At 72.3% G+C, this 23,262-nt stretch carries 21 protein-coding genes; 11 read left to right on the forward strand and 10 right to left on the reverse strand.

Annotation, left to right across the window (positions count from 1 at the left end; genetic code table 11):
• The first annotated feature begins 20 nt into the window (after positions 1-20).
• The 3 genes from OHO83_RS39070 to OHO83_RS39080 are packed head-to-tail and all read left to right on the forward strand — an operon-like array spanning position 21 to position 3,654.
• Complete coding sequence (locus OHO83_RS39070) at positions 21-302, forward strand: SHOCT domain-containing protein (protein WP_266567544.1); 282 nt, start codon at positions 21-23, stop codon at positions 300-302.
• Complete coding sequence (locus OHO83_RS39075; protein WP_266667323.1) at positions 299-1,087, forward strand: ABC transporter ATP-binding protein; 789 nt, start codon at positions 299-301, stop codon at positions 1,085-1,087. Before OHO83_RS39070 ends, OHO83_RS39075 begins: the two co-directional genes overlap by 4 nt.
• Before the next feature lie 5 nt (positions 1,088-1,092).
• Positions 1,093-3,654 (forward strand): ABC transporter permease, encoded by a 2,562-nt coding sequence (locus OHO83_RS39080; RefSeq protein ID WP_266676139.1) that lies wholly within the window; start codon positions 1,093-1,095, stop codon positions 3,652-3,654.
• Positions 3,655-3,692: 38 nt separating this feature from the next.
• Here OHO83_RS39080 and OHO83_RS39085 read toward each other — a convergent pair whose 3' ends face one another.
• Together OHO83_RS39085 and OHO83_RS39090 are read right to left on the reverse strand one after the other, a co-directional pair.
• Positions 3,693-4,211: an ATP-binding protein gene (locus tag OHO83_RS39085; RefSeq protein ID WP_266667321.1), complete on the reverse strand. Its 519-nt coding sequence runs from the start codon at positions 4,209-4,211 to the stop codon at positions 3,693-3,695.
• 211 nt (positions 4,212-4,422) lie between these two features.
• Entirely contained in the window at positions 4,423-4,767 is a 345-nt protein-coding gene (locus OHO83_RS39090; RefSeq protein ID WP_266667319.1) for a hypothetical protein, read from the reverse strand.
• A 306-nt stretch (positions 4,768-5,073) separates the two neighbouring features.
• Here OHO83_RS39090 and OHO83_RS39095 point away from each other — a divergent pair, with 306 nt between their 5' ends.
• A complete protein-coding gene (locus tag OHO83_RS39095) occupies positions 5,074-6,228 on the forward strand; it encodes a PLP-dependent cysteine synthase family protein (RefSeq protein ID WP_266667317.1) in 1,155 nt (384 codons plus the stop codon).
• A gap of 14 nt (positions 6,229-6,242) precedes the next feature.
• Here OHO83_RS39095 and OHO83_RS39100 read toward each other — a convergent pair whose 3' ends face one another.
• Positions 6,243-6,740: an SRPBCC family protein gene (locus OHO83_RS39100; protein WP_266667314.1), complete on the reverse strand. Its 498-nt coding sequence runs from the start codon at positions 6,738-6,740 to the stop codon at positions 6,243-6,245.
• Between the two features lie 66 nt (positions 6,741-6,806).
• A complete protein-coding gene (locus tag OHO83_RS39105; RefSeq protein ID WP_266667312.1) occupies positions 6,807-7,634 on the reverse strand; it encodes a DeoR/GlpR family DNA-binding transcription regulator in 828 nt (275 codons plus the stop codon).
• A gap of 216 nt (positions 7,635-7,850) precedes the next feature.
• Here OHO83_RS39105 and OHO83_RS39110 point away from each other — a divergent pair, with 216 nt between their 5' ends.
• A complete protein-coding gene (locus OHO83_RS39110; protein WP_266667310.1) occupies positions 7,851-10,190 on the forward strand; it encodes a hypothetical protein in 2,340 nt (779 codons plus the stop codon).
• Here the strand turns inward: OHO83_RS39110 and OHO83_RS39115 are convergent.
• From OHO83_RS39115 to OHO83_RS39130, 4 genes are all read right to left on the reverse strand, one after another.
• The gene (locus OHO83_RS39115; RefSeq protein WP_266667308.1) at positions 10,160-12,568 is read right to left on the reverse strand and encodes a right-handed parallel beta-helix repeat-containing protein; all 2,409 of its coding nucleotides are present in this window, start codon (positions 12,566-12,568) and stop codon (positions 10,160-10,162) included. The genes OHO83_RS39110 and OHO83_RS39115 overlap by 31 nt on opposite strands.
• Positions 12,569-12,683: 115 nt before the next feature.
• Entirely contained in the window at positions 12,684-13,289 is a 606-nt protein-coding gene (locus tag OHO83_RS39120; RefSeq protein WP_266667306.1) for an Rv1733c family protein, read from the reverse strand.
• 173 nt (positions 13,290-13,462) lie between these two features.
• Positions 13,463-14,287, reverse strand: a complete 825-nt coding sequence (locus tag OHO83_RS39125; protein ID WP_266667304.1) for an MOSC domain-containing protein — start codon at positions 14,285-14,287, stop codon at positions 13,463-13,465.
• A 45-nt stretch (positions 14,288-14,332) separates the two neighbouring features.
• Positions 14,333-14,773, reverse strand: coding sequence for a DUF6643 family protein (locus tag OHO83_RS39130; RefSeq protein ID WP_266667302.1), 441 nt, complete (start codon positions 14,771-14,773; stop codon positions 14,333-14,335).
• A gap of 260 nt (positions 14,774-15,033) precedes the next feature.
• Here OHO83_RS39130 and OHO83_RS39135 point away from each other — a divergent pair, with 260 nt between their 5' ends.
• The gene (locus tag OHO83_RS39135) at positions 15,034-16,311 is read left to right on the forward strand and encodes a TerD family protein (RefSeq protein ID WP_266667301.1); all 1,278 of its coding nucleotides are present in this window, start codon (positions 15,034-15,036) and stop codon (positions 16,309-16,311) included.
• A 13-nt stretch (positions 16,312-16,324) separates the two neighbouring features.
• Here OHO83_RS39135 and OHO83_RS39140 read toward each other — a convergent pair whose 3' ends face one another.
• Entirely contained in the window at positions 16,325-17,500 is a 1,176-nt protein-coding gene (locus OHO83_RS39140) for a glycosyltransferase (protein ID WP_266667299.1), read from the reverse strand.
• 58 nt (positions 17,501-17,558) lie between these two features.
• Between OHO83_RS39140 and OHO83_RS39145 the strand changes: the two genes are divergently transcribed.
• Complete coding sequence (locus OHO83_RS39145; RefSeq protein ID WP_266667297.1) at positions 17,559-18,347, forward strand: glutamate racemase; 789 nt, start codon at positions 17,559-17,561, stop codon at positions 18,345-18,347.
• Between the two features lie 105 nt (positions 18,348-18,452).
• A complete protein-coding gene (locus OHO83_RS39150) occupies positions 18,453-19,004 on the forward strand; it encodes a hypothetical protein (RefSeq protein ID WP_266667295.1) in 552 nt (183 codons plus the stop codon).
• Positions 19,005-19,018: 14 nt separating this feature from the next.
• On the opposite strand, the gene OHO83_RS39155 is transcribed toward OHO83_RS39150, so the two are convergent.
• Positions 19,019-20,089, reverse strand: a complete 1,071-nt coding sequence (locus OHO83_RS39155) for an O-antigen ligase family protein (RefSeq protein ID WP_266676137.1) — start codon at positions 20,087-20,089, stop codon at positions 19,019-19,021.
• A gap of 224 nt (positions 20,090-20,313) precedes the next feature.
• Between OHO83_RS39155 and lnt the strand changes: the two genes are divergently transcribed.
• The 3 genes from lnt to OHO83_RS39170 are packed head-to-tail and all read left to right on the forward strand — an operon-like array spanning position 20,314 to position 23,249.
• Positions 20,314-21,912, forward strand: coding sequence for an apolipoprotein N-acyltransferase (lnt, locus tag OHO83_RS39160; RefSeq protein WP_266667293.1), 1,599 nt, complete (start codon positions 20,314-20,316; stop codon positions 21,910-21,912).
• Between the two features lie 10 nt (positions 21,913-21,922).
• Complete coding sequence (locus OHO83_RS39165) at positions 21,923-22,402, forward strand: NUDIX hydrolase (RefSeq protein WP_266667291.1); 480 nt, start codon at positions 21,923-21,925, stop codon at positions 22,400-22,402.
• A gap of 55 nt (positions 22,403-22,457) precedes the next feature.
• Positions 22,458-23,249, forward strand: coding sequence for a 3-hydroxybutyrate dehydrogenase (locus OHO83_RS39170; RefSeq protein WP_266667289.1), 792 nt, complete (start codon positions 22,458-22,460; stop codon positions 23,247-23,249).
• The last annotated feature ends 13 nt before the right edge of the window (positions 23,250-23,262 follow it).

Below are 23,262 nucleotides of genomic sequence, written 5' to 3' on the forward strand. Positions count from 1 at the left end.
GTTCCGAGGAGATGAGTCTCATGCAGACCCTGGCCGACTGGGACGGCGGGCCCGGCCCGTGGATCCTGTTCTTCCCCCTGATCTGGGCGGCCGTCGTCATCGGCGTCGTCACGCTGTTGCGCCGCACCGTGTGGCGCGGACGCCGCCGTGGCGGCCCCTGGCGGCCCGCCGCCGACGAGAACTCGCCCCTCACCGTGCTCGGCCGGCGCTTCGCCGCGGGTGAGATCGACGAGGACGAGTACTGGCGCCGGAGCTCCGTCCTGAACGAGGAGTTCGGCCGTTCCAAGGGCGGTGCGGCATGACCACCGCCACACGCACCCGGACCGCGGCCCGGGTCGTCGACGCCGTGAAGGTCTACGGCAGTGGCGACACCGCGGTCCGGGCCCTGGACGGTGTGAGCGTCGGCTTCGAGGCCGGGAGGTTCACCGCGATCATGGGTCCTTCCGGCTCCGGCAAGTCCACGCTGATGCACTGCGCGGCGGGCCTCGACACCCTCAGCGCCGGCTCCGCCCTCATCGGGGACACCGACCTGAGCGACCTCGACGACCGCCGCCTGACCCTGCTGCGCCGCGACCGGATCGGCTTCGTGTTCCAGGCCTTCAACCTGGTGCCGACGCTGACGGTCGCGGAGAACATCACCCTGCCGAGGGACCTCGCGGGCGCGAAGGACGACGCCGCTTCCAGGGAGTGGATCGACGCCCTCGTCGACATCGTCGGACTGCGCGACCGGCTGCACCACCGGCCGTCCGAACTCTCCGGCGGACAGCAGCAGCGCGTCGCCGTGGCCCGGGCCTTCGCCGGCCGCCCCGACGTCGTCTTCGCCGACGAGCCCACCGGCAACCTCGACTCGCGCTCCGGCGAGGAGGTGCTCGGGCTCCTCGGCCGCGCCGTACGGGAGATGGACCGCACGGTCGTCATGGTCACCCACGACCCGGTGGCCGCGGCCCACGCCGACGAGGTCGTCTTCCTCGCCGACGGTCGCCTCGTCGACCGGATGCGGACACCGACCCCGGACAAGGTCCTCGACCGCATGAAGGCCTTCGACGCGGCCGGTGGCGCACGACATGCGGGGGAGGCGCCGTCATGAGCTCCCTGAGCACGTCCGCGCGCCTGAGCCTGTCGTCGCTGCGCGCCCACAAGCGGCGCTTCGCCGGCACCTTCCTGGCCGTCCTGCTCGGCGTCGCGTTCCTCGCCGGCACGCTCGTCATGGGTGACACCCTGCGCGCCAGCTTCGACACCATGTTCGGCAACGCGTCGAGCGGTACGGACGCCGTCGTCCGCAGCACGAACGTGATCACGACCCCCGGCGAGAGCCAGGGCACCCGGCAGCCCGTCGCCGCGTCGCTCGCGAAGAAGCTGGCGGTCACCCCGGGCGTCGCCGCCGCCGTCCCCGGCATCCAGGGCGCGGGCCAGCTCGTCGGCAGCGACGGCAAGGCGATCGGCGGCCAGGGCCCGCCCACCCTCGCGGGCAACTGGATCGACGACCCCGGACTCAACCCCTACCGCCTGGCCGAAGGACACACCCCTTCGAAGGCCGGCGAGGTCGTCGTCAACCGGGGAGCCGCCAAGAAGGGCGACCTCGAGATCGGCGACACCACGACCCTGCGCACCCCCGATCCCGTCAGGGTGACGATCGTCGGCCTCGCGACCTTCGGCGGCGAGGACGGCATGGCGCAGGTGACGTACACCGGCATGACGCAGGCCGACGCGGAGAAGTACCTCACGCCGAGGCCCGGCGAGGCCGCGTCCATCCAGGTGCGGGCCGGCCCCGGCACCAGCCAGCGGGAACTCGTCGACGAGCTGACTCCCGTACTGCCCAAGGGAGTCGAGGCCATCACCGGCGAGGCGTCGGCGCAGGAGAACACCGACATGATCTCCGGCCAGTTCCTGACCCTCTTCACCACCTTCCTCCTCGTGTTCTCCGGCATCGCCCTGCTCGTGGCGACCTTCTCGATCCACAACACGTTCGCGATCGTCGTCGCCCAGCGCACCCGTGAGAACGCGCTCCTGCGCGCCCTCGGCGCCTCCCGCCGCCAGGTCACCGCCACGACGCTCGTCGAGGCGAGCGCCGTCGCCGTCCTCGCCTCGGTCGCCGGTCTCGTCGGCGGCATCGGCATCGCGGCCGGGCTCCAGGCGCTGTTCCCCGCCATCGGCTTCCCGTTCCCCGACGGCGCTCTCGTGATCAGCGGCCTGTCCATGCTGCTCCCGCTCGCCGTGGGCATCCTCGTCTGTCTCGGCTCCGCGCTCCTGCCCGCCGTACGGGCCGGCCGCACCGCACCCCTCGCGGCCCTGCGCGAGACGGCCGTCGACCAGTCGGGTGCCTCGCGCCGCCGCGCCGTCATCGGTATCGCGCTCGGCGTCGTGGCGGTCGCCGTCACCCTGGTCGGAGTCCTCGCCTCGCCGTCCGTCCAACTCGCGGGCCTCGGCGGCGTGCTGATCCTCGTCGCGTTCGTGGTGCTCGGTCCGGTCGCTTCGTCGCGCGCCGTACGTGTCCTCGGCAGCCCCCTCGACAAGCTGCGCGGTGTCACCGGCGGTCTCGCCCGGCGCAACGCCCTGCGCAGCCCGAGGCGCACCGCGGCCACCGCGAGCGCCCTGATGATCGGTGTCGCCGTCGTCTCCCTGTTCACCGTCTTCGGCGCCTCGCTGAAGGCGACCATGGACCAGACGGTGTCCCGCTCCTTCGCCGGCGACATCGCCGTGTCGGCCCCGTCGTTCGGCGCGGGCGGCAGCGGCCTCAGCCCGAAGCTCGCCCCGGCCCTCGCCGGACAGCCGCAGGTCGCGACCGCCGTCGGCCTGGGCAAGGGCGTCGCGGAGGTCGACGGCGAGGGCCGGGCCCTGACCGTCACCGACCCGGCCGCGCTCGCCAGGTCCTTCGACCTGGGCACCGTCCGCGGCTCGCTCGACGACCTCGGCACGGACGGCATCGCCGTCACCCGGGAGGAGGCCGACAAGCAGCACCTCCGGCCGGGGAGCACCGCCCGCCTGGCCTTCACCGACGGCAAGCGGCAGAACTTCACCGTCCGCGCGGTCTACGGCCGGTCGGAGCTCGCCGGGGACTACGTCATCACGCGCCGGGCCTGGGCCCCGCACCGCGCCCAGGACTCCGACACCCTGATCGCCGTCACTTTCAAGGACGGCGTGAGCACGGCCGACGGCAAGGCCGCCGTCTCCAAGGTCGCGGCGGCGTACGGGCATCCGGAGGTGCAGACCCGCGACGAGTACGCGCAGTCGTCCGCCGGCGGCATCGACATGATGCTGACCCTGGTCTACGCGCTGCTGGCCCTCGCGGTGCTGATCGCTCTGCTCGGCATCGCCAACACCCTCACCCTGGCCGTCCACGAACGCACCCGCGAACTGGGCCTGTTGAGGGCCGTCGGCCAGACCCGCGCCCAGCTGCGGGCCATGGTCCGGTGGGAGTCCGTCCTGGTCGCCGCGTTCGGTACCGCGGGTGGTCTGGTGCTCGGCGGATTCCTCGGCTGGGTCCTGGTCGAGGCGTCGGACGGGGCGAGCGACAGCGCGTTCGCGTTCGCCCTGCCCCCGCTCCAGCTCGTCGTCGTCGCCCTGGTGGGCCTCGCCGCCGGAGCGCTCGCGGGCCTGCGCCCGGCCCGCCGCGCCGCACGGCTCGACGTGCTGCGGGCCATCGCCACAGAGTGACGTGGCCCGTGCCGTGAGCAGGGGTGGTCACCGCCCGGTCAGCCGACAACGGCCGACCGGGCGGGAGCATGTCGGGCCGTGCGGCGGTCCACCGAGGAGTCCAGCTCGGGGATGGCGTCCGGCATCCGGTACTCGGGAATCGGCGGCAGCGGCATCGCCGCCGACGGCGCGGGGAGCGTGAACCACACGACCTTGCCGTGCTCGCCCTGCGGCCGCGCGCCCCAGCTCTCGCTGACCGCGGCGACCAGGGCGAGGCCCCGGCCGCAGGTCGCGAGCGGGTCGGCCTCGCAGGGTTGCGGCAGGTGCGGGTCGTGGTCGTGCACGGACACCGTGAGGCGGTCGAGCAGCAGCTCGATCTCGACGGTGCACATCTTGTCGGGACCCGCGTGCCGGTGGACGTTGGTCAGCAGCTCGGTCACGCCGAGCATCGCCTCGTCTATCAGCGGGTCCAGATGCCAGTAGCGCAACTGCGCCGATACGATTCTGCGGACCTGGCGGATCCGCGACGGCAGGGCCTGGAGCTCCACCGTGCAATGCCTGCTTGGGTGGGTGATCACGGCTGCGACTCCCCGAATTGAAGGTCCGGAAGAAGGCGGAGTACCGATCCAGCAGTGGGCCGCGTTGACAGCCGGGGCCCGCCTGCTGCGTGTCCGGCGGGCTGGTTCGCAGCGTTATCGCCGGTAAACCCTGAGTAGTGATGTGTGACCAGAGTGACTCAGGGGGTGCGAGCCTGCAACTCGCGCACGCAGTCCCCCAGTACGCGGCCGGCTACGTCAGCCGGCCGCGCGCCCTGCGCACCGCCTCGAGGAACCGGCGCGTCGTGGGCGGCCCGTTCTCGCCGACGAGACGGGGCACCGCGTCGCCGGGTTGGTGATCGGCGCCGAGTTTCAGCAGGTAGCGCCTGCCGGCGACATCGGCGAGGGCCCGGTCGCCGGGCGCGAACCAGGCCTTGCCGGCCCGGACTTCCTGAAGCGGCGCGCTGTCGATCTCGCTGCCGTAACTGGTGAGCAGTTCGAGACGGCCGCCCTTGATGCGGACCTCGCCCGCCCGGGTGAGCGAGCGAAGGAGTCGCCCTATGCGCACACCCGTCGCCGTGAACTCCGGCTCCGCCATGTCGTCCGCCCCCTTGGTGTGTGGTCTCACCGGCCCCGCGGTGCAGTCTGCCCGCACGAAGGCGTCCGCACCAGTGCGTGAGGCAGTGCGCCCGGCAGGGGAAGGGCCGACTCACGCCTTTGTTCCTCCGCACGCCTGTTCCTGCCCTGGGGCAGGTGTTCCTTTGAGTTGCCCAAAGGGGTGTTTATGCAGGTGAGAAGCGTGCGGAAGGTGTTTATGATCGGGGCGTCCGACCGGTCACAAAGGCGACGGCCGGGTGTGGACGGCGTCGAACCGGCGCGCGGAACGACGCCAAGGAGCCATGCGGTGAGCACCCCTCAGCAGGACCAGTCAGCCGGGACCCAAGGGCAGGACCCGGCGGCCACGCTGGACGTGGACCACACGGACGCCGCGTACCGAAGCTGGCTCAAAGAAGCCGTACGAAAGGTGCAGGCCGATGCCAACCGGTCGGCCGACACCCACCTCCTGCGTTTCCCGCTCCCCGAGGAGTGGGGCATCGACCTCTATCTGAAGGACGAGTCGACGCACATCACGGGAAGCCTGAAGCACCGGCTCGCCCGCTCGCTGTTCCTCTACGGCCTGTGCAACGGATGGATCCGGCCCGGCCGCCCCGTCATCGAGGCGTCCAGCGGCTCGACCGCCGTCTCCGAGGCCTACTTCGCGAAGCTCATCGGGGTGCCCTTCATCGCCGTGATGCCGCGCACCACCAGCCCCGAGAAGATCCGCCTGATCGAATTCCACGGCGGCCGGTGCCACTTCGTCGACGACTCGCGCACGATGTACGAGGAGTCGGCGGCGCTCGCGGTCGACACGGGCGGGCACTACATGGACCAGTTCACGTACGCCGAGCGGGCCACGGACTGGCGGGGCAACAACAACATCGCGGAGTCGATCTACCGGCAGCTGGAGCTGGAGCGCTACCCGGAGCCCACCTGGATCGTCGCCACCGCCGGCACCGGAGGCACCTCCGCGACCATCGCCCGGTACGTCCACTACATGCAGCACGACACCCGCATCTGCGTCGCGGACCCGGAGAACTCCTGTTTCTTCGAGGGCTGGACGACCGGGGACCCGGACGTCACCTGCGACTGCGGCTCCCGCATCGAGGGCATCGGCAGGCCCCGCATGGAGCCGAGCTTCGTGCCCGGCGCGATCGACCGCATGATGAAGGTGCCGGACGCGGCGAGCGTCGCCGCCGTGCGCGCCCTGGAGGGGGCGATCGGCCGCAAGGCGGGCGGATCGACGGGCACGGGCCTGTGGAGCGCACTGAAGATCGTCGCCGAGATGGTGGCCGAGGGCAGGACCGGCAGCGTCGTCACGCTGCTGTGCGACCCGGGGGACCGCTACCTCGACAAGTACTACTCCGACCAGTGGCTGGCCCACCAGGGTCTGGACATCGCGCCGTACACGCGGGCCATCGAGACGCTGCTCGCGACGGGAGTCTGGCCGAGCGCCGACTGAGGACCCGGGCCGCTCTAACTCGCCCTGGAATCCCGGGAGTTCGCCGCGATCCTCCGGTCGAGCGCGGCCACGGCGTCACGGAACGCGCGGCCGAGTCCGGCCCGGCCGAGGCGCAGGCCCGCGCGGAACGCGGCGACCCCGTCCGCGGCGAACGTCCACTGCACCCGCGTCCCGCCGGCGCCCGACGGCGTGAGCCGCCACTCCTCGACCAGGGCGCGTATCCCCGGCGCATTGGTCTCGTCCACCCGGTACGCGTACACCTCGTCGGGGTCGGCCGTGAGGATGGTCTCCCGCATGCGCGTACCGCCCCTGAGCCGGACCTCGCGCCCCGCGCCGTCGTCCGTCGGGCGGGCGAGCGTCACGGCGGAGAACCACTCGGGCCAGCCCGTCACGTCCTCGGCGAGCGCCCGGAACACCGCCTGCGGAGGCGCGGACACCTCTCGGGCGAAGACCAGGCGCAGCGGCGCGGACTCGGTGAACTCGAGCCCCACGGGCTTCAGTCGGCGTGCCATGGACCTTCAGCCCCCAAGCGGAATCGGGCGGTTGACCGGGCAGGGGTCACCATAGCTGGCGAACCGTCAGATGTCTGTACCTGTTCCGGGCTCGCCCGCGATGACGAGCCGCAGCTCCTCGGAGACCTCGGCGCGCGCGTCCGCGGGCAGCCCCGCGTCCGTGACGAGCGTGTCCACCTGGTCGAGCGAGGCGAACGAACTCAGGCCCACCGTCCCCCACTTGGTGTGGTCGGCGACCACGACGACCCGGCGCGCGGACTGCACGAGCCGCCGGTTCGTCTCCGCCTCCGCCAGGTTCGGCGTCGACAGGCCGGCCTCCAGCGATATGCCGTGCACACCGAGGAACAGCACGTCGAAGTGGAGCGCCGCGATGGCCTGGTCCGCGACGGGCCCCACGAGCGAGTCCGAAGGTGTCCGCACGCCGCCCGTGAGGACGACGGTCGCCGCGCCCTGGCGCTGGCCCGACGAGCGCTGCGCGCCGTGGAACACGTCCGCCACCCGTACCGAGTTGGTCACCACGGTCAGGTCCGGCACATCGAGGAGGTGGTGGGCCAGCGCGTACGTCGTGGTGCCGCCGGACAGCGCGATGGCCGTGCCCGGCACCGCCAGGGCCGCGGCGGTCCGCGCGATGTCCTCCTTGGCGCTGAGCTCCAGACCCGACTTCGCCTCGAAGCCCGGCTCGTGCGTGCTCGCCTCGACCACGGGGACCGCGCCGCCGTGCACCTTCTCCAGGACACCCTGCCGGGCGAGCGCGTCGAGATCGCGGCGGACCGTCATGTCGGAGACGCCCAGCTTGCGAGTGAGCTCGTTGACCCTGACGCCGCCACGGCGCCTGACCTCGTCGAGGATCAGGGCCCGGCGCTGCTCCGCGAGGAGGTTCTGATTCTCGCTCACGTCCTGTCGGATCCCTTCGCCTCGTCACAGCCGTCCATGGTCGCCACATCCTCGCACGCGCCGCCGACAGCCGTGCGACTGCCCGCTCGTGCCCGCCGTATGGCGCGCGGTCGCACGGATGGAGGAGATTCGGTGAGGAGGGATGCGTAGCGCGGTCGTGAGCGGGGATTCTGATTCCGGCACCACACGCGCACGTCAATCGGGGGATGCTGAACGGTGGAGCGTGACACGGCGGACGAGACCGCCCTCGAACTTCTGGTCCACGGCGTAGGGGGCACCACCCCCGAGGCGATGCTCGGCGACCCGCGCACGGTCCGGGTGTCCGGCGACGACACGGCCGCGGTGTACCGCCGCGCCGACGACGCCGACGCGGAGCAACGCCCCGACGACTACCGGGGCAAGCCCGTCCCGGAGGCGTACGTCTGGTGCAACCTCACGTCCGGCAACGGCTCGCGCGCCTTATGGCTGTTGCTGCTGCCGTTCATGGTCGTCAACCTCGCCCACTGGATGCGCCCCAACGCCCACCGCCGCACACGGACCGTGCGCGCCTACGGCCTCCTGGTGCGGCTCGTGGGGCTCAGCCTCACCGTCCTCCTGGTCGCCGCCGCCTGCGAGGTGGCGCTCGATCTGTTGGCCTGGCAGTGCGCCGGCACGCACGCGTGCGCCCAGGGACGTTCCTGGCTGGGCTTCCTGTCGGTCGACGCGCACGGACACGGCGGCTGGTGGAGCCAGCCCGGCCGCCGCCTCGCCCTCGCCGCGGCCGTCCCGGCCGCCCTCGTCGGCCTCCTGTGGTACCTCTCCCACCGCACCTGGGGCGCGTACGAGTCCCAGCAGCCGCTGCCTCACCAGCCCGACCCCGAGGAGGAGGCGCCGACCAATGCGCTCGGCAGGCCGGGGTTCTGGTACGGACGCCGTCTCGTCGCCCGCCTGCGCGCCGCGCACACCGCCGCGGGCCTGCTCACGGTGGCGGCCGCCGTCGGCACCTCGGCCGCCCGCTTCGACCGCGGGAGCGGCGGACCCGTTCTCCTCGACGTGCTCGGCAGGATCCTCGACGGCGCACTCGTCGTGGGCACCGGCATCGTCGTCTGGGTGGTGTGCCGCAGGGGCCGCAGCGAGAACATCGTCGACCGCACGCTCGACCGGACCCTCGTCCGCCTCCTGCCCGCGGCCGCCCTGGCCCTCCTGCTGCTCACGTTCCTGTACGCGGGCTGGTCACGCCCCGAGTGGCGGTCGCACGGACGCCTGCCCGGAGACGCGACGTTCGGCGGGATCGTCCTCGTCCAGGGCGCGGTGGTCGTGGCGCTCGCCGTGGTCGCCCACGCCATCCACCGCCGCGCTCGCGACTCCCGTGCGGCCCTGCGCGGCCTCGGCGGACCCGCGACCGCGATGCTCGCCTGCGCCCTGGGCGGTGTGATGTCCGGGGGAGTGTCCCAGCGCGTCGCCGACTGGCTGGACGGCTCCGGCACGCCGGGAGCCGACGGCACCATCGACGGACCGCCGGTCCTGCTGTCCTGGCAGGCCTCCGTGATCCCGCCCCTGCTGATCGTCGTCGCCGTGGTGTGCGCCGTACTCGCCCAGCGCACCATCCGGCTCAAGCGCCGTGAGACGGCCACCGTCGCGACCGACTACCCGGGGGAGCCCGAGGACGCCGCCCGCACCAGCCGCATCGCGGGCACGCGCGCGCGTGCCGCCCTCACCGACCAGGCGCCCATGATCATCGGCGCGGTCTCGACGGTGACACTCCTCCTGGGTGCGGGAGCGCTCATCGGCGCGTGGGCGACCCACCAGGTCCCGGGCGAGGCCGCACAGGGCACGTACGACATCGTGGAAGGCGCCGCGCAGACCGCGCAGGCGATGGGCTCCTGGCTCATCGGACTCGGCTTCATACTCTTCGTCACCTGGGGAAGGCGCGCCTACCGCGACGCGTCAGCCCGCCGCACGATCGGCATCCTGTGGGACGTCGGCACGTTCTGGCCACGCGCCGCGCACCCCTTCGCGCCGCCCTGTTACGCCGAGCGCGCCGTGCCCGACCTGACCTGGCGCATGGCCACCTGGACCCGCGCCACGGGCGGCCGCCTCGTCCTGTCGGGGCACTCCCAGGGCAGCGTCCTCGCCGCCGCGGCCGCCTGGCAGCTGCATCCCACCGTCCGCCGACGCGTCGCCCTGCTCACCTACGGCTCGCCTCTGGAGCGGCTCTACGGGCGCTGGTTCCCGGCGCACTTCGGTCCCGCCGCGCTCGGCGCCCTGCACCGCCAGGTCGACTGCTGGCGCAACCTGCACCGCACCACCGACCCGATCGGCGGACCCGTCCGGCTGCCCGGCGAGGACGGCCCCCAGGTCGACCACCCGGCGCTGAAGGACCCGCTCGCCTACGGCCGTACCGAGCAACACCCGCTGCCCGCACCGATCCTGGGCCACTCCGACTACCAGGCCGATCCCGTTTTCGCCGAGGAACGGGCCCGCCTCCTCGCCAGGCTGCGCCCCGAGGTCCCGGGGCCACGCCCGGACGGCGAGCCCGCCGCGCCTCAGGGCAGCTCGGGCAGGTCGTCCTCGTAGAGCAGGGTCAGGTCGTCCGTGCTCGGTTCGGCGAGCTGGGCGACCCGGCCCGCGTGGCGCTCCACCATCGACTCGAAGGTCTGCCGCGCCGTGCGGCCGTTGCCGAACGCGGGCCCCTTCGGGAGCGCCGTGAAGTGCTTCAGAAGTGCTTCGGCCGCGCCCTCGCCGAGCCGGTACTCGTGCTCGTCGGCCTGCTGCTCCACGATCCGCAGCAGCTCTTCGGGCAGGTAGTCGGAGAAGGTGATGGTCCGTGAGAAACGAGACGCCACACCGGGGTTGACCGAGAGGAAGCGCTCCATCTCGGAGGTGTAGCCCGCGACGATCACCACGACGGAGTCGCGCTGGTCCTCCATCAGCTTCACCAGCGTGTCGATCGCCTCACGCCCGAAGTCGCGGCCGGAGTCCTCGGGGGACAGGGCGTACGCCTCGTCGATGAACAGCACGCCGCCGGTGGCCCGTTGAAAGGCTTCTTGCGTGCGGATGGCGGTCGAGCCGATGTGCTCGCCGACCAGGTCGACCCGGGACACCTCGACGAGATGGCCCTTCTCCAGGACGCCCAGTGAGGCGAGGATCTCCCCGTACAGGCGAGCCACCGTCGTCTTGCCGGTACCGGGGGAGCCCGTGAACACCAAGTGCCGCCTGACGGAAGCCGCTTTGAGGCCCGCCTGCTGCCGGCGCCGGCCGACCTCGATCATGTCCGTGAGGGCACGCACCTCGCGCTTGACGCTTTCCAGACCCACCAGGGTGTCGAGTTCACCGAGGACATCCGTCGATGTACGGGCCGTGGCAGATGTCTGCGTGTCGGGTGCCACGGCACGCTGGTCGGGCAGCGCGCTGAGCAGTCCCACGGTCTGCGTGGCCTTCTGGACGCCCGGCGCCGGGGCGGCGGCCTGCCCGGCGGAGCGCACCCCGCCGCTCTCGTCGCTGGTGCAGTCCTCGGCCACGGGACCGTCCTCGGCGAATTCGTAACCCCCGCGCGAACACCGTTCCGTACGGCACTTCTTGAGGGTCGTACGGCAGCCGTCGATGATGTGGAAGCCGTAGCCCTCGCTGCCCGTGACGCGGCAGCCGTGGAAGCTGCCCCGGCCCCCGGCCGACACATAGAAGCCGGCCTCGGCAGGCGAGGTGACCGTGCAGCGTTCGATCGTCGGGTCGGCGCCCTTGGTGACGATCACGCCGGTCTGGACGGCGTCCACCGTGCAGTTGGCGAGGGTGCCCCCGCTCCCGTGATCACGGAACCAGGCACCCGTCGCGGCCTCCCGGATCCGGCAGTCGTCCAGCTGGGCCGTGGCGCCGTCGCTCACCGACACGGCCGTGTTGCGGACTTGGGAGAGATCGCTGTCGACGACGTCCACGCGGGAACCCCGGTCCAGGACGAACAGCGCGTCCGGCACGTCGTGCACCCGGCACGCGTCGAGCACGGCGGTCGCGCCGTCGCTCACCCACACCGCCGGATAGTCGCCCGTACTGTCGTGGATCTCGCACTGGTTGGCGTCCACGCGCGTGCCCGGGTCCCACACGGACAGGCCGTTGCGCCCGAACCGGCGCACCGTCGAGCGCGTCAGCGTCAGGACCGACCGGGAGCGCAGATCGATCGCGTTCTCCGGGATGTCGTGGATACGGCAGTCGGCGAGGGTGAGCACCGCGTCCGTGTCGAGCGTGACGCCGTCCGCCGTGGTGCGGTGCACATCGCAGTCCGTCAGGTGCGCCGACGCACGCCCCGTGATCTGCACGCCGGTGCCCTTGACCTCGTACACCTCGCAGCCGACGGCCTCCAGGCCGCTGTGCTCGCCGGTGACGGACAGTCCGGAACCCGACGCGTGATGCACCCGGCAGCGCTCCAGCCGAGGGTGCGCGCCGCCGCGTACGGCCACTCCGGCCTGACCCGCCGAGACGACCTCGCACTCCTCGAAGACACCGCCCCCGCCGTCGAGCACGGCGATGCCGATCCCTCCGGGGTTGTCGACGGTGCAGCGGCGCACCGTGGGCCGCGCGCCGCCCCGCACCTCTATGCCGGCCGCGGAGCGCGTGACGATGCGCAGATCGCAGAGCTCGGGAGCGCCTTCCTCCACGAGGAGTGCGGGGGCCGCCGAATCCTGCCCCTCGACATGCAGATCGAGGACGGTCGCGGACGCGCGCACCGTGAGCGGCACCCCGTCGATGGGAGCGATCCGCACGGATCCGGGCGAGCCCTCCGGACCACGCAGCGTCACCGCGCGCTCCACGACGAGGTTCTCTCTGTACGTTCCCGACGCCACGGTCAGCACGTCGCCGTCACCCGCGGCCTCCAGGGCCGCGGCGAGCGATGCGTACTCCCCAGTGCGGCGCCGCCACCGCGACGTGCCGGTGTGCGTCACCTGGACCGTGCCCTGTGCCATGGCTTTGCCGTGCCCCCACCTCGTCGTACGCGGGTCCTCGCTGCGATCCCCGCGGCGAAGGTGGGTCAACCGTAGCGTGCGCGCGGCCGCTGAGTTGACCGGAGCGGAAGGCCGCTCAGCTGCCGGTCCCTGTCCTGCCCCAGTCCGGGCCCGCCTTGTCCCAGGCGCGGTCCCAACGGTCGTACCGGCGGCGGACCATGCGCCACACGATCAGGCGCCGGGCGCACTCGACGAGCCCCGCCGTTGCCGCCGCGGTCCCGAATCCGGCCAGCGCGGCGTGAGTTGTCGCCGTCGCGTTGTCCAGCGGGCGGCCCACGACCTGACCCGTGCGGTCGACCCACAGCGGGAACCGGTCGCCCGGGTGCGGGGTCGTGAGGCTCGACAGGACGCGGCCCGTGCGGTGGGCGCCGTCGGGTGCCTTCCAGTCGGCGACGACCCTGCTGTGGGCGTCTCTCGCCGTGGATGTCTCGGGGTCGGAGTCCAGTGGCGGCTGGGCCAGCTTCCGTACGACCGTGGCGGGAACTTCCCGTCGGTTCTTGTGCTGTTCCTGTACCGCCTGCATCAAGGCGCCCTGTGCCAGGGATCCCGTCGCGACGCCGATGATCGGTGCGACAACGACGATGAGCAGCACCGCCACCAGCGCGACCCAGGCCTCGGCGAGGTCGGTCGCGCGGCGCAGCGGATTGTGCCGCCACCGCCAGAGTCCGGCGATTGCCCGCACAGCCAGCACCCCCTTCCGCGTCCGTCTTAACCGTGAACGGCACGGCTCACGCGCGGGTGGGACGAAGAGAGAGCGAAATCACCCCACTCGACGAAGCTCTCCGCCTGTCCCCGCTTTTCCATTGTGCTCCAACGACCGTGATCCGGCGCGGGGTTCCCCGCGCGGCCGGGGCGTCAGGCCAGGATCGTGATCGCGTCACCGATCCGGACCGTCCCGGTCGTCTCCGGGACCAGGTTCGTCCCGAAACACAGCTGGTCACCGAAGCGGCGGTGGCGGGCGAGCGTCCGCAAGGGCTCCTTGCCACGCTCCGAAGTCGACTGGTTCGTGGTGGTCACCACGCAGCGGCCGCACTTCTTGGTGATACGGAACGTGACGGAGCCGATGGCGATGCGTGACCAGTCGTCCTCCGCCCAGGGCGCGGTGCCGTCCACCACGACGTTCGGCCGGAAGCGGTTCATGGGCAACGGGCCCTCGTCCGCGTGATCACCCTGCGCGATGAGGGAGTTGAGGGCGTCCAGGGAGGACAGGGTGGTGAGCAGCAGCGGATACCCGTCGGCGAAGCTGACCGTCTCGCCCGGCTTCGCGTACTCGGGGTCGACGGGCCGTCGCGTCGCCGGGTCGTCGAGGTGGAGGAGCCGCACGTCGGCCTCCAGATACGCGCTCCACCAGGCGTGCGCCGCGTCGTCGGCGAGTACGGCCTCGACCTTGTCCCCGAAGATGTTCACCGTGGTCGTCCCGGCGGGCCGGGGCACCGGCACGGTCAGGGGCGCGCGGCCGGGTGCCGACATGCGCAGGCCGTCGCCGTCCGGGGTCTCGGCCGAAGCGAGCGCGAGCCGCGGGTGCTGGCGCTGGGTGACGACCTTGCCCGAGGCGTCGATGAGCACCCACCGGCGGTCTCCTGCAAGACCCCACGGTTCCACGGCCGCCTCGCGCGGCGCGCGCCCCCGAACCGATTTCAGTGGGTGTATGTGGATCGAACGAAGCGAGGCATTCGGCATGGGGCCATCCTGCCAGCAGGCACGGACAGCCCCATGTCCGGGAGATCAGTAACCGCGGTACTGCTGACGGTTGTACGGATCCTCGTAGGGCGCGGCAGGGCGGGGCGCCGCGGGGCGCATGGCCTCGTAGCCGGTGCCGGGCGCCGGACGCTGCTGCTGCTGTTGCTGCGGCTGCTGCATGCCCGCGTAGCCGCGAGGCCCGGAGGCCTGCTGCGGGATGTACGGCGCCGGCGCGTGCTGGAGAGGCGCCTGCTGCGGGGCCGGGTAACCGTACTGGGGCATCGGTGCGGAGGGCGCGGCCGGCAGCGCGGGAAGCGCGGACGGGAGCGCGGGCAGATGACTGCCGGTGTCGTACATGGCAGGAACCCGGATCGGGGCGATCTGGGGTGTGCCCCGCTCTGCGACGAGGGAGTCGTAGATCGGAGTGTCCGGGAAGGACGGCGCGGAGTAGTAACCGCCGCCATAGGTGGAGCGGGGGGAGGTCATGGCACATAAGTTAAGCCCACGATGTGCTGGTTGGGGAGACCGATAAGAGGGTTGTTTTGCGTGTCGGCAGTGACTCGAGATCCCCAATGCGAGCGAACTTGGCAAAATCGGTCGTCGTTCAGCGTTCGGATCGTGTAAAGGCGAGTTCTCCGTGGGTTACCGGCGGTTGGCCAGTGATCATCGAACGCGTGCCCCTGTGCCGCTTTCGGTCGCGGAGAATAGGTTGACCAGGAAGCCGGAGATCTCTGTTGGGGGCGGACATGCCAATGTCTAAAGGTTCGAATGTCGTCGTGCCGGCGCCGGCCGTGCGGATCGAATTGGGGTGGCGTTCAGGCGCGGGGGTGCCCGACGCGGACGCCTCCGCGCTGTTGCTCGTCGCCGGAAAGGTCCGGTCGGACGCGGACTTCGTCTTCTACAACCAGCCGGCGCACGCCTCGGGAGCCGTACGGCACGAGGGCAAGCGGAGCGCGGACGGCCAGGTGACCGACACGATCTCGGTCGACCTCGCGCGCGTGGAGCCCGCGATCGAGAACGTGGTGCTCGCCGCGTCCGCGGACGGCGGCACGTTCGGGCAGGTCCCCGGGCTGTACATCAGAGTTCTCGACGCGGCGGACGGCGCCGAGATCGCGCGCTACGACAGCGCCGACGCGAGCGTCGAGACCGCCTTCGTCCTCGGCGAGCTCTACCGGCGCCAGGGCGCCTGGAAGTTCCGCGCCGTCGGCCAGGGGTACGGCACGGGTCTGGCGGGCCTCGCCGGCGACTACGGGATCACGGTCGACGAACCCCAGACCCCCGCGCCGACACCCGCACCCACGCCCGCAGTCACGCCCGCCCCCGCACCGCCGGTCGCGGCCCCCGTCACCGCGCCGCCGCCCCCGGCCGCACCCCCGCAGCAGCCCGTCCGCCTGACCAAGGTGACGCTCACCAAGGCGGCTCCTTCCGTCTCCCTGGCCAAGCAGGGCGGTACGTCGGGCTCGATGCGCGTGAACCTCAACTGGGAGGTGCGCAAGCAGTTCAAGGGGTGGGGCAGCAAGCTGGGCCGCGCCGTCGCGCAGCACGCGGACCTCGACCTGGACCTGTGCGCCCTCTACGAACTCACCGACGGCCGCAAGGGTGTCGTCCAGGCGCTGGGCAACGCCTTCGGCGCCCTCGACCGCCCGCCGTACATCCACCTCGACGGCGACGACCGCACAGGTGCCGTCTCCAGCGGCGAGAACCTGACGATCAACCTCGACCACAAGGCCGAGCTGCGGCGCGTCCTCATCTTCGTCACCATCTACGAAGGCGCCCGCAGCTTCGCCGACCTGCACGCGACCGTCACGCTCCAGCCCCAGTTCGGCGCGGCCGTCGACTTCTCCCTGGACGAGTGCACGGTCCCGTCGACGGTGTGCGCCCTCGCGCTGATCACCAACACGGGCAGTGACCTGACCGTGCAGCGCGAGGCCCGCTACCTCGTGCCTGAGCGCGGTGTGAGCCCGCAGCGCACCCTCGACCACGCCTACGGGTGGGGCATGAACTGGACGCCCGGCAGAAAGTAGCCGCCCCGGTCGCCTACTGCCGCTCCGGCGCGGGGTCCGGCCTGGAATACGTACGCCCCTTCCAGGCCGCACCCCGCCCCCTGTAGTGCTGCACGGCGGAGTCGACCGTCATGAGGAGATACAGGAACGCGGTGCCCGGCAACAGCGGCGCCGGCCACAGCGGCTGCGCGTAGTAACGCAGCATCGGGACGTACGTCGCCGTCATCAGCAGCCAGGCGAGCCCGCCGAGCAGCGCGGCGAGCCCATGGCCCGTGGCGAGTCCGGCGACGAGCGCGACCGGCGGCGCCAGATAGACGAGCGCGAGCCCGGCCACGGTCCCGGCGAGGAGCAGCGGGTTGTGCCGCAGCTGCGCGTAGGCGCTGCGCGACACCATCCGCCACAGGTCGCCGAGCCTCGGGTAGGGGCGCACGCTGTCGACGCGATCGGCGAGGCCCAGCCAGATGTGCCCTCCGGAGCCTTTCACCGCCCGGGCGAGCGCGACGTCGTCGATGACGGCGTGCCGGATCGAGTCGGGGATCGCGGCACGGTCGGCAGCTTCGGCGCTCAGCAGCACGCAGCCGCCGGCCGCGGCCGCCGTGCGCGAGCCCTTCGTCGAGATCCAGCGGAACGGGTACAGCTGGGCGAAGAAGTACACGAAGGCCGGGACGACGAGCCGCTCCCACACGCTCTCCACGCGCAGCCGCGCCATCAGCGAGACGAGGTCGAACCCGCCTGTACGCGCCGCGGCCACCAGCTCCCTCAGGCTGTCGGGCTCATGCGCGATGTCGGCGTCGGTGAGAAGCAGGAACTCGGGGTCACGCGCGCGTGCCAGGCCGATGCCGTGCCGCACCGCCCACAGCTTGCCGGTCCAGCCCGCCGGCGGCTCGCCCGGCGAGTCGACCGTGAGCGGCAGCCCGCCGTGGCGCCGGGCCAGCTCCCGGGCCAGCGTTCCGGTGCCGTCCGTGCTGCCGTCGTCGATCAGGAAGATCTCGGCGCGCCCCGGATAGTCCTGCGCCAGCAGCGAGGGCAGGCTCTTCGGAAGCACGGCCGCCTCGTCCCGCGCGGGGACGACGACACACACCGAGGGCCACTCCGAAGGGTCCGTGCGCGGGGGCAGGCGCAGATCCGTGCGCCAGAAGAAGCCCTGCCCGACCAGCAGCCACACCCACGCGGCCAGTGATGCTGCGGTGACCCACACAACGGCGTCCATCCGCCGCAGTCTGCCCCACCGCACCCTTGGTGTGAGGGCCATCGTCTATGGTTTCCGGGTGAAGATCGCGCTGATGGACTCGGGAATCGGACTCATCGCGGCCGCCGCCGCGGTACGGCGCCTGCGGCCCGACGCCGACCTCGTCCTGTCCTCCGACCCCGACGGAATGCCCTGGGGGCCGCGCAGCGTGCAGGACGTCACCGAGCGGGCCCTGGCCGTGGCCGAGGCCGCCGCGGAGCACCGCCCCGAGGCGCTGATCGTGGCGTGCAACACCGCCTCGGTCCATGCCCTGCCGGCCCTGCGGGCCCGCCTCGAACCCGGCATCCCGGTCATCGGTACGGTCCCCGCGATCAAGCCGGCCGCCGCCGGCGCCGGACCCGTCGCCATCTGGGCCACTCCCGCCACCACCGGAAGCCCCTACCAGCGGGGACTGATCCGGGACTTCGCGGACGGGGTCGAGGTCACCGAGGTGCCCTGCCCGGGCCTCGCCGACGCCGTGCAGCACGCGGACGAGGACGCCATCGACAGGACGATCGCGGCCGCCGCCGCGCTCACCCCGACCGGTGTAAGGGCCGTAGTCCTGGGCTGCACCCATTACGAACTCGTGGCGGAACGCATCCGCGCCGCCGTCCAGCAGCCCGGCGTGCCGCCGCTCGTCCTGCACGGCAGCGCCGGGGCCGTCGCCGCGCAGACACTGCGCAGGATCGGCGCCGGGCCCGACGCCGAGAGCGGTGCGCAGGGCTCCCTCACCGTCATCCTCAGCGGCCGCACCTCCGCGCTGCCGCCCGCCGCACTCGCGTACGCGGAGGGCCGGCTGCTCCAGGCTGCCGTCAGCCACGCACAGTGACGGCGGAGCCCGGATTCCGGGCACGGCCCAGGCGCCCCGGGGCCTTGCGCAATCACTCTCCGATGCACAGTGCCTTCGCTGCGGAACATGAGTAGTCTCAATTCCATGAGGGACCACTCCGGTAGTGAGGGGCGCGCGTCCGTCGCCCCCGAGATCTGGACAGGCCGTGCACGCAATCGCGTGCAGTGGCTGGCAGCGCTGGGCGGCGCCGCGTGTGTGGCGCTCGGCATCGAGCTCGCCGTGGCCTCCCAGTGGACCTCCGGTATCGCCGCGCTGGTGATGTCGGTGGTCGGCTGCATCGCCGCGGGTCTTCTGATCCTGTTCGGGACCCTTGCCTTCGTCCATGTGGCAGTGACGGTCGACAAGGACTCCCTGGAAGTGCGGTGCGGCCACATAGGAGTGCCACGCCGCCGCATCCTGCTCGCCCATGTGGTGGGAGCCGAGTTCGAACCCCGTGTCACGCCCCGCCAGTGGGGCGGCTGGGGATACCGCTGGCGCCCCGAGCAGGGCACGGCCGTCATCGTCCGGCGCGGCGAGGGTGTCGTGGTGATCCTGGGCGACGGCAGGAAGTTCACGGTGACCGTGGACAACGCCGAGTCCGCGGTGCGCGCCATCCACGCCCGGCTCAAGCCGACCTCTGTCGGCCCCGCCGCCTGACGGCACCCGCACACTCACACACGGCCGCCCCGGACACGTACCGGGGCGGCCGTAGTGCTGTCCGAGGGCTCGTCGCCCCAGGGTCTCGCCGTCGCCACCCCCGCGAGCAGGCCCGCGCCCGCGGTGACGGTGGTGAAGCTCAGGGCGTTGCCGAGCGTCGCCAGGCCGGCGAGAGCGGTCAGCGCCGCGCCCGCCGTCAGGACCACAGGCGTGGACCGCTCCGACCGCCACAGGACGTACAGGAGCCAGCAGAAGACTGCGGCCAGCAGGCAGACGCCGACGAGTCCCTGCTCGGCGGCCTGCTGGAGCGGGGCGGAGTGCGGCTTGCCGTCGGGCAGCAGTGTCTCGCCGACCGTGGGGCTGAGCTCCCCGAAGCGGCCGGGGCCCATGCCGAGGCCCGGATCGGACTCGGCCTGGCGCAGTGCGTCCTGCCACAGAAGGATCCGGTGCTGCGAGAGCTGCCCCTCCAGGGAAGCGGAGAGCCCCGAGGGCAGTGCGCCCTTCAACAGGGCCAGGCAGAGTCCGGTCACCAGGCCCGTCATGACGCCGAGACCGGCGAGGCCGAGACCCCTGTGGTGCCGCATCCGCACCGAGGCGAGGGAGCACAGCAGCACTCCCGCGCACGCGGTGACCCCGGCGACCGACCCGACGACGGCGGCGGCCGCGACCGTGCCGCCCGCCAGCAGGAACAGGGCCGCGCGCACGGGCGGCCGCCGCGCCGCCCAGGCCGCACAGCACGCCGCCCCGGTGGACAGCGCCAGCAGCGCGGCCGTCGCGCCGGTGCGGCCGAGGGGAGAGCCGGTGTCGGGCGCGGGCACCGCGTGGGGGGACGTGAGCGCGAGCCCGAGTCCCGCGACGGCCGCCGCGCAGGGCGCTGCCATGGGCAGCAGCGCGCCGGAGATCCGGCCGCACGCATAGCCCGCCGCCACGGCGAGCACCGCCAGGAGCACGCCCTCGGGCCTGCCCGCGCGGGCGGTCGCGGTGATCAGCGACCAGGCGGCGCACGCCCCCAGCGCGAAGACGCCCGCTGCGTCGGCGACATTGCGCCGCTCGTACTCCGCCGACGGACCGGCCGCCGACGACATCCCCGTGGTCCCCACCACCCCGTCGCCCCCCGACTGTGACGGGCCCCGAGCGTCATGGCCGGATACGGCCGTCCCTCGGGGACTCGGGCACACCGTAACGGCTGATGCGCCGGTTTGTGCACGGGTTGCGCAGGAACGATGCTGCACGGGGTGGTCCGCGCGGCCGGCGTGACCCCCGCAGACCGCCGTGTCGCCCGGCAGACGACCCGCCGTACACTCCCCGAGTGACCGCCACCGCAACCTCCGTAGACGAGCCGGAACAGCTCGATCCGCAGTCGGCGCCCGCCTCGCGCTGGGCCCGCCTGCCCCGACGGATCGCTCCGGCCGCCGCCGCGGTGCTCTCCGGAGTGCTGCTGTACGTCGGCTTCCCACCCCGTGAGCTGTGGTGGCTCGCGCCCCTGGCCCTCGCGCTCTTCGGAGCGTCCGTTCACGGGCGGCGGATGCGCGCGGGTCTCGGCCTCGGCTTCCTCATGAGCCTCGGCTTCCTCGTGCCGCTCCTGTCGTGGACCGGCGTCGATGTCGGGCCGCTGCCGTGGCTGGCCCTCGCCCTCGCGGAATCACTCGTCATGGCCCTGGCCGGACTCGGCATCGCCTGTGTCTCACGGCTGCCCCTGTGGCCGCTGTGGGCCGCGGGTGTGTGGATCGCGGACGAGGCGCTGCGGGCCCGCTTCCCGTTCGGGGGCTTCCCCTGGGGCAAGGTCGCGTTCGGTCAGCCCAGTGGCTTGTTCCTGCCCCTCGCCTCACTGGGCGGCACCCCGCTCCTGGGCTTCGCGGTCGCCCTGTGCGGCTTCGGCCTCGCCGCTCTCGCGCTGCGCCTCAAGGACGTACGCGGTGTACGCGACAGGGGCCTGGCCGTCGCCGCCGCGTTCACCCTCGCGCCCGTCATCGGGGGAGCCGTCGCGGCGCCCCTCGTCTCCACCGCGGCAGAGGAGGGCACCGCACGCGTGGCCGTCATCCAAGGCAACGTGCCGCGTATGGGCCTCGACTTCAACTCCCAGCGCCGGGCCGTGCTCGACTACCACGTACGGGAGACGATGAAGCTCGCCACGAAGATCGAGGCGGGCCAGGTCAAGAAGCCCGACCTCGTGCTGTGGCCCGAGAACTCCTCCGACATCGACCCCTACGTCAACGCCGACGCGTACGCAGAGATCGACAAGGCGGCCAGGGCCGTCGGCGCACCCATCTCTGTCGGCGCGGTCGTCACCGCCAAGGACGGCACGCCCCGTAACCGGCAGATCCTCTGGGACCCGAAGACCGGACCCGGCGCCGTCTACGACAAGCGGCAGCTCCAGCCGTTCGGCGAGTACATGCCCTACCGGAGCTTCTTCCGCATCTTCAGCAAGGACGTCGACCGCGCGGGCAACTTCGTGGCCGGCGAGAAGCCGGTCGTCTTCGACATGGCGGGCACCAGGGTCGGGCCGGTGACCTGCTACGAGGCCGCGTTCGACTCCGTCGTGCGCGACCAGGTGGAGGCGGGCGCGCAGATCCTCTCCGTGCCCAGCAACAACGCCACCTTCGACCGCAGCCAGATGACCTACCAGCAGCTCGCGATGGACCGGGTGCGCGCCGTCGAGCACGGCCGCGCGGTGATGGTGCCGGTGACGAGCGGCGTCAGCGCGATCATCAGGCCCGACGGATCGGTGGCCCAGCGCACCGGCATGTTCGTCGCCGACACCCTGGTCGCCGACGTGCCCAAGCGGACCTCGCTGACCCTCGCCACCCGCCTGGGCGGATGGCCGGAGCTGCTGCTCGTGGCCATCGGCGTGGGCGGTCTCGGCTGGGCCGCGATGCGCTCACGGCGGAGCGGGTCCGCCGCCGGATAGGGTCGCAGACATGGCTACCCCAGAGTTCATCCGCAAGATCCGGGCCGACGTCGGCCACCAGCTCCTGGTGCTGCCCGGCGTCAGCGCCGTCGTCTTCGACGACGACGGCAGGGTCCTTCTCGGGCGCCGCGCCGACACCGGAAGGTGGGCGGTCCTCGCCGGAATCCCGGAGCCGGGGGAGCAGCCCGCCGAGGCCGCCGTCCGCGAGGTGTACGAGGAGACGGGCGTCGAGTGCGTGGCCGAGCGGGTCGTCCTGGTGAAGACCCTCAAGCCGGTGACGTACCCGAACGGCGACCGGTGCCAGTTCACGGACATCTCCTTCCGGTGCCGGGCGACCGGCGGCGAGGCCCGGGTCAACGACGACGAGTCCCTCGAGGTGGGCTGGTTCGACAGGGACTCGCTGCCGCCGCTGGGTGACTTCTGCCTGCTCCGGATCAAGCAGGCGGCCTCCGACGGGCCGACATGGTTCGAGACCATGTCCGAGCGCTGAAGTATGGGTGCTGACCACATCGGGCGGGGCGCGAGCGCTGCCTAGGGTGCGGAGCATGACCGCGCCCAACGCACCCCTGACCGCGCCGCTCGATCTCAGCGGCCGCATCGCACTCGTCACCGGCGCCGCAGGCGGCATCGGCCGCGCCTGTGCGCTGCGGCTCGCCGCGGCCGGGGCCGAGGTGAGAGCGGTCGACCGGGACCGGGAGGGCCTTGACGCGCTGGCCGGGCAGGTCGGCGCCACCCCCGGCAGTATCGAGCCGCGTGTCCTCGACCTCACCGACCTGGACGCGGCCGAGGAGTGCGCCGCGGGCGCCGACATCCTGGTCAACAACGCGGGCATCCAACTGGTGCGCCCCATCGAGGAGTTCCCGCCCGACGTCTTCCACACCGTCCTGACGGTGATGCTGGAGGCACCCTTCCGCCTGATCCGCGGCGCCCTGCCGCACATGTACGAGCAGGGCTGGGGACGCATCGTGAACCTCTCCTCGGTCCACGGCCTGCGCGCGTCCGCGTTCAAGTCCGCGTACGTCGCCGCCAAACACGGCCTCGAAGGGCTCTCCAAGACCACCGCGCTCGAAGGCGCTCCGCACGGCGTCACCTCGAACTGCGTGAACCCCGCCTACGTCCGCACACCGCTGGTCGAGAAACAGATCGCCGACCAGGCCGCCGCCCACGGCATCCCCGAGGAGCGGGTCCTCGCCGAGGTCATGCTCCAGGACAGCGCGCTCAAGCGGCTCATCGAACCCGACGAGGTCGCCGAGGCGGTCGCGTACCTGTGCAGCCCGCGGGCCTCCTTCATCACCGGGACGTCGCTCGTCCTGGACGGCGGCTGGACCGCACACTGACCACCCTCGCGGG

The organism is Streptomyces sp. NBC_00569, from assembly GCF_036345255.1.
Classification (GTDB): domain Bacteria; phylum Actinomycetota; class Actinomycetes; order Streptomycetales; family Streptomycetaceae; genus Streptomyces.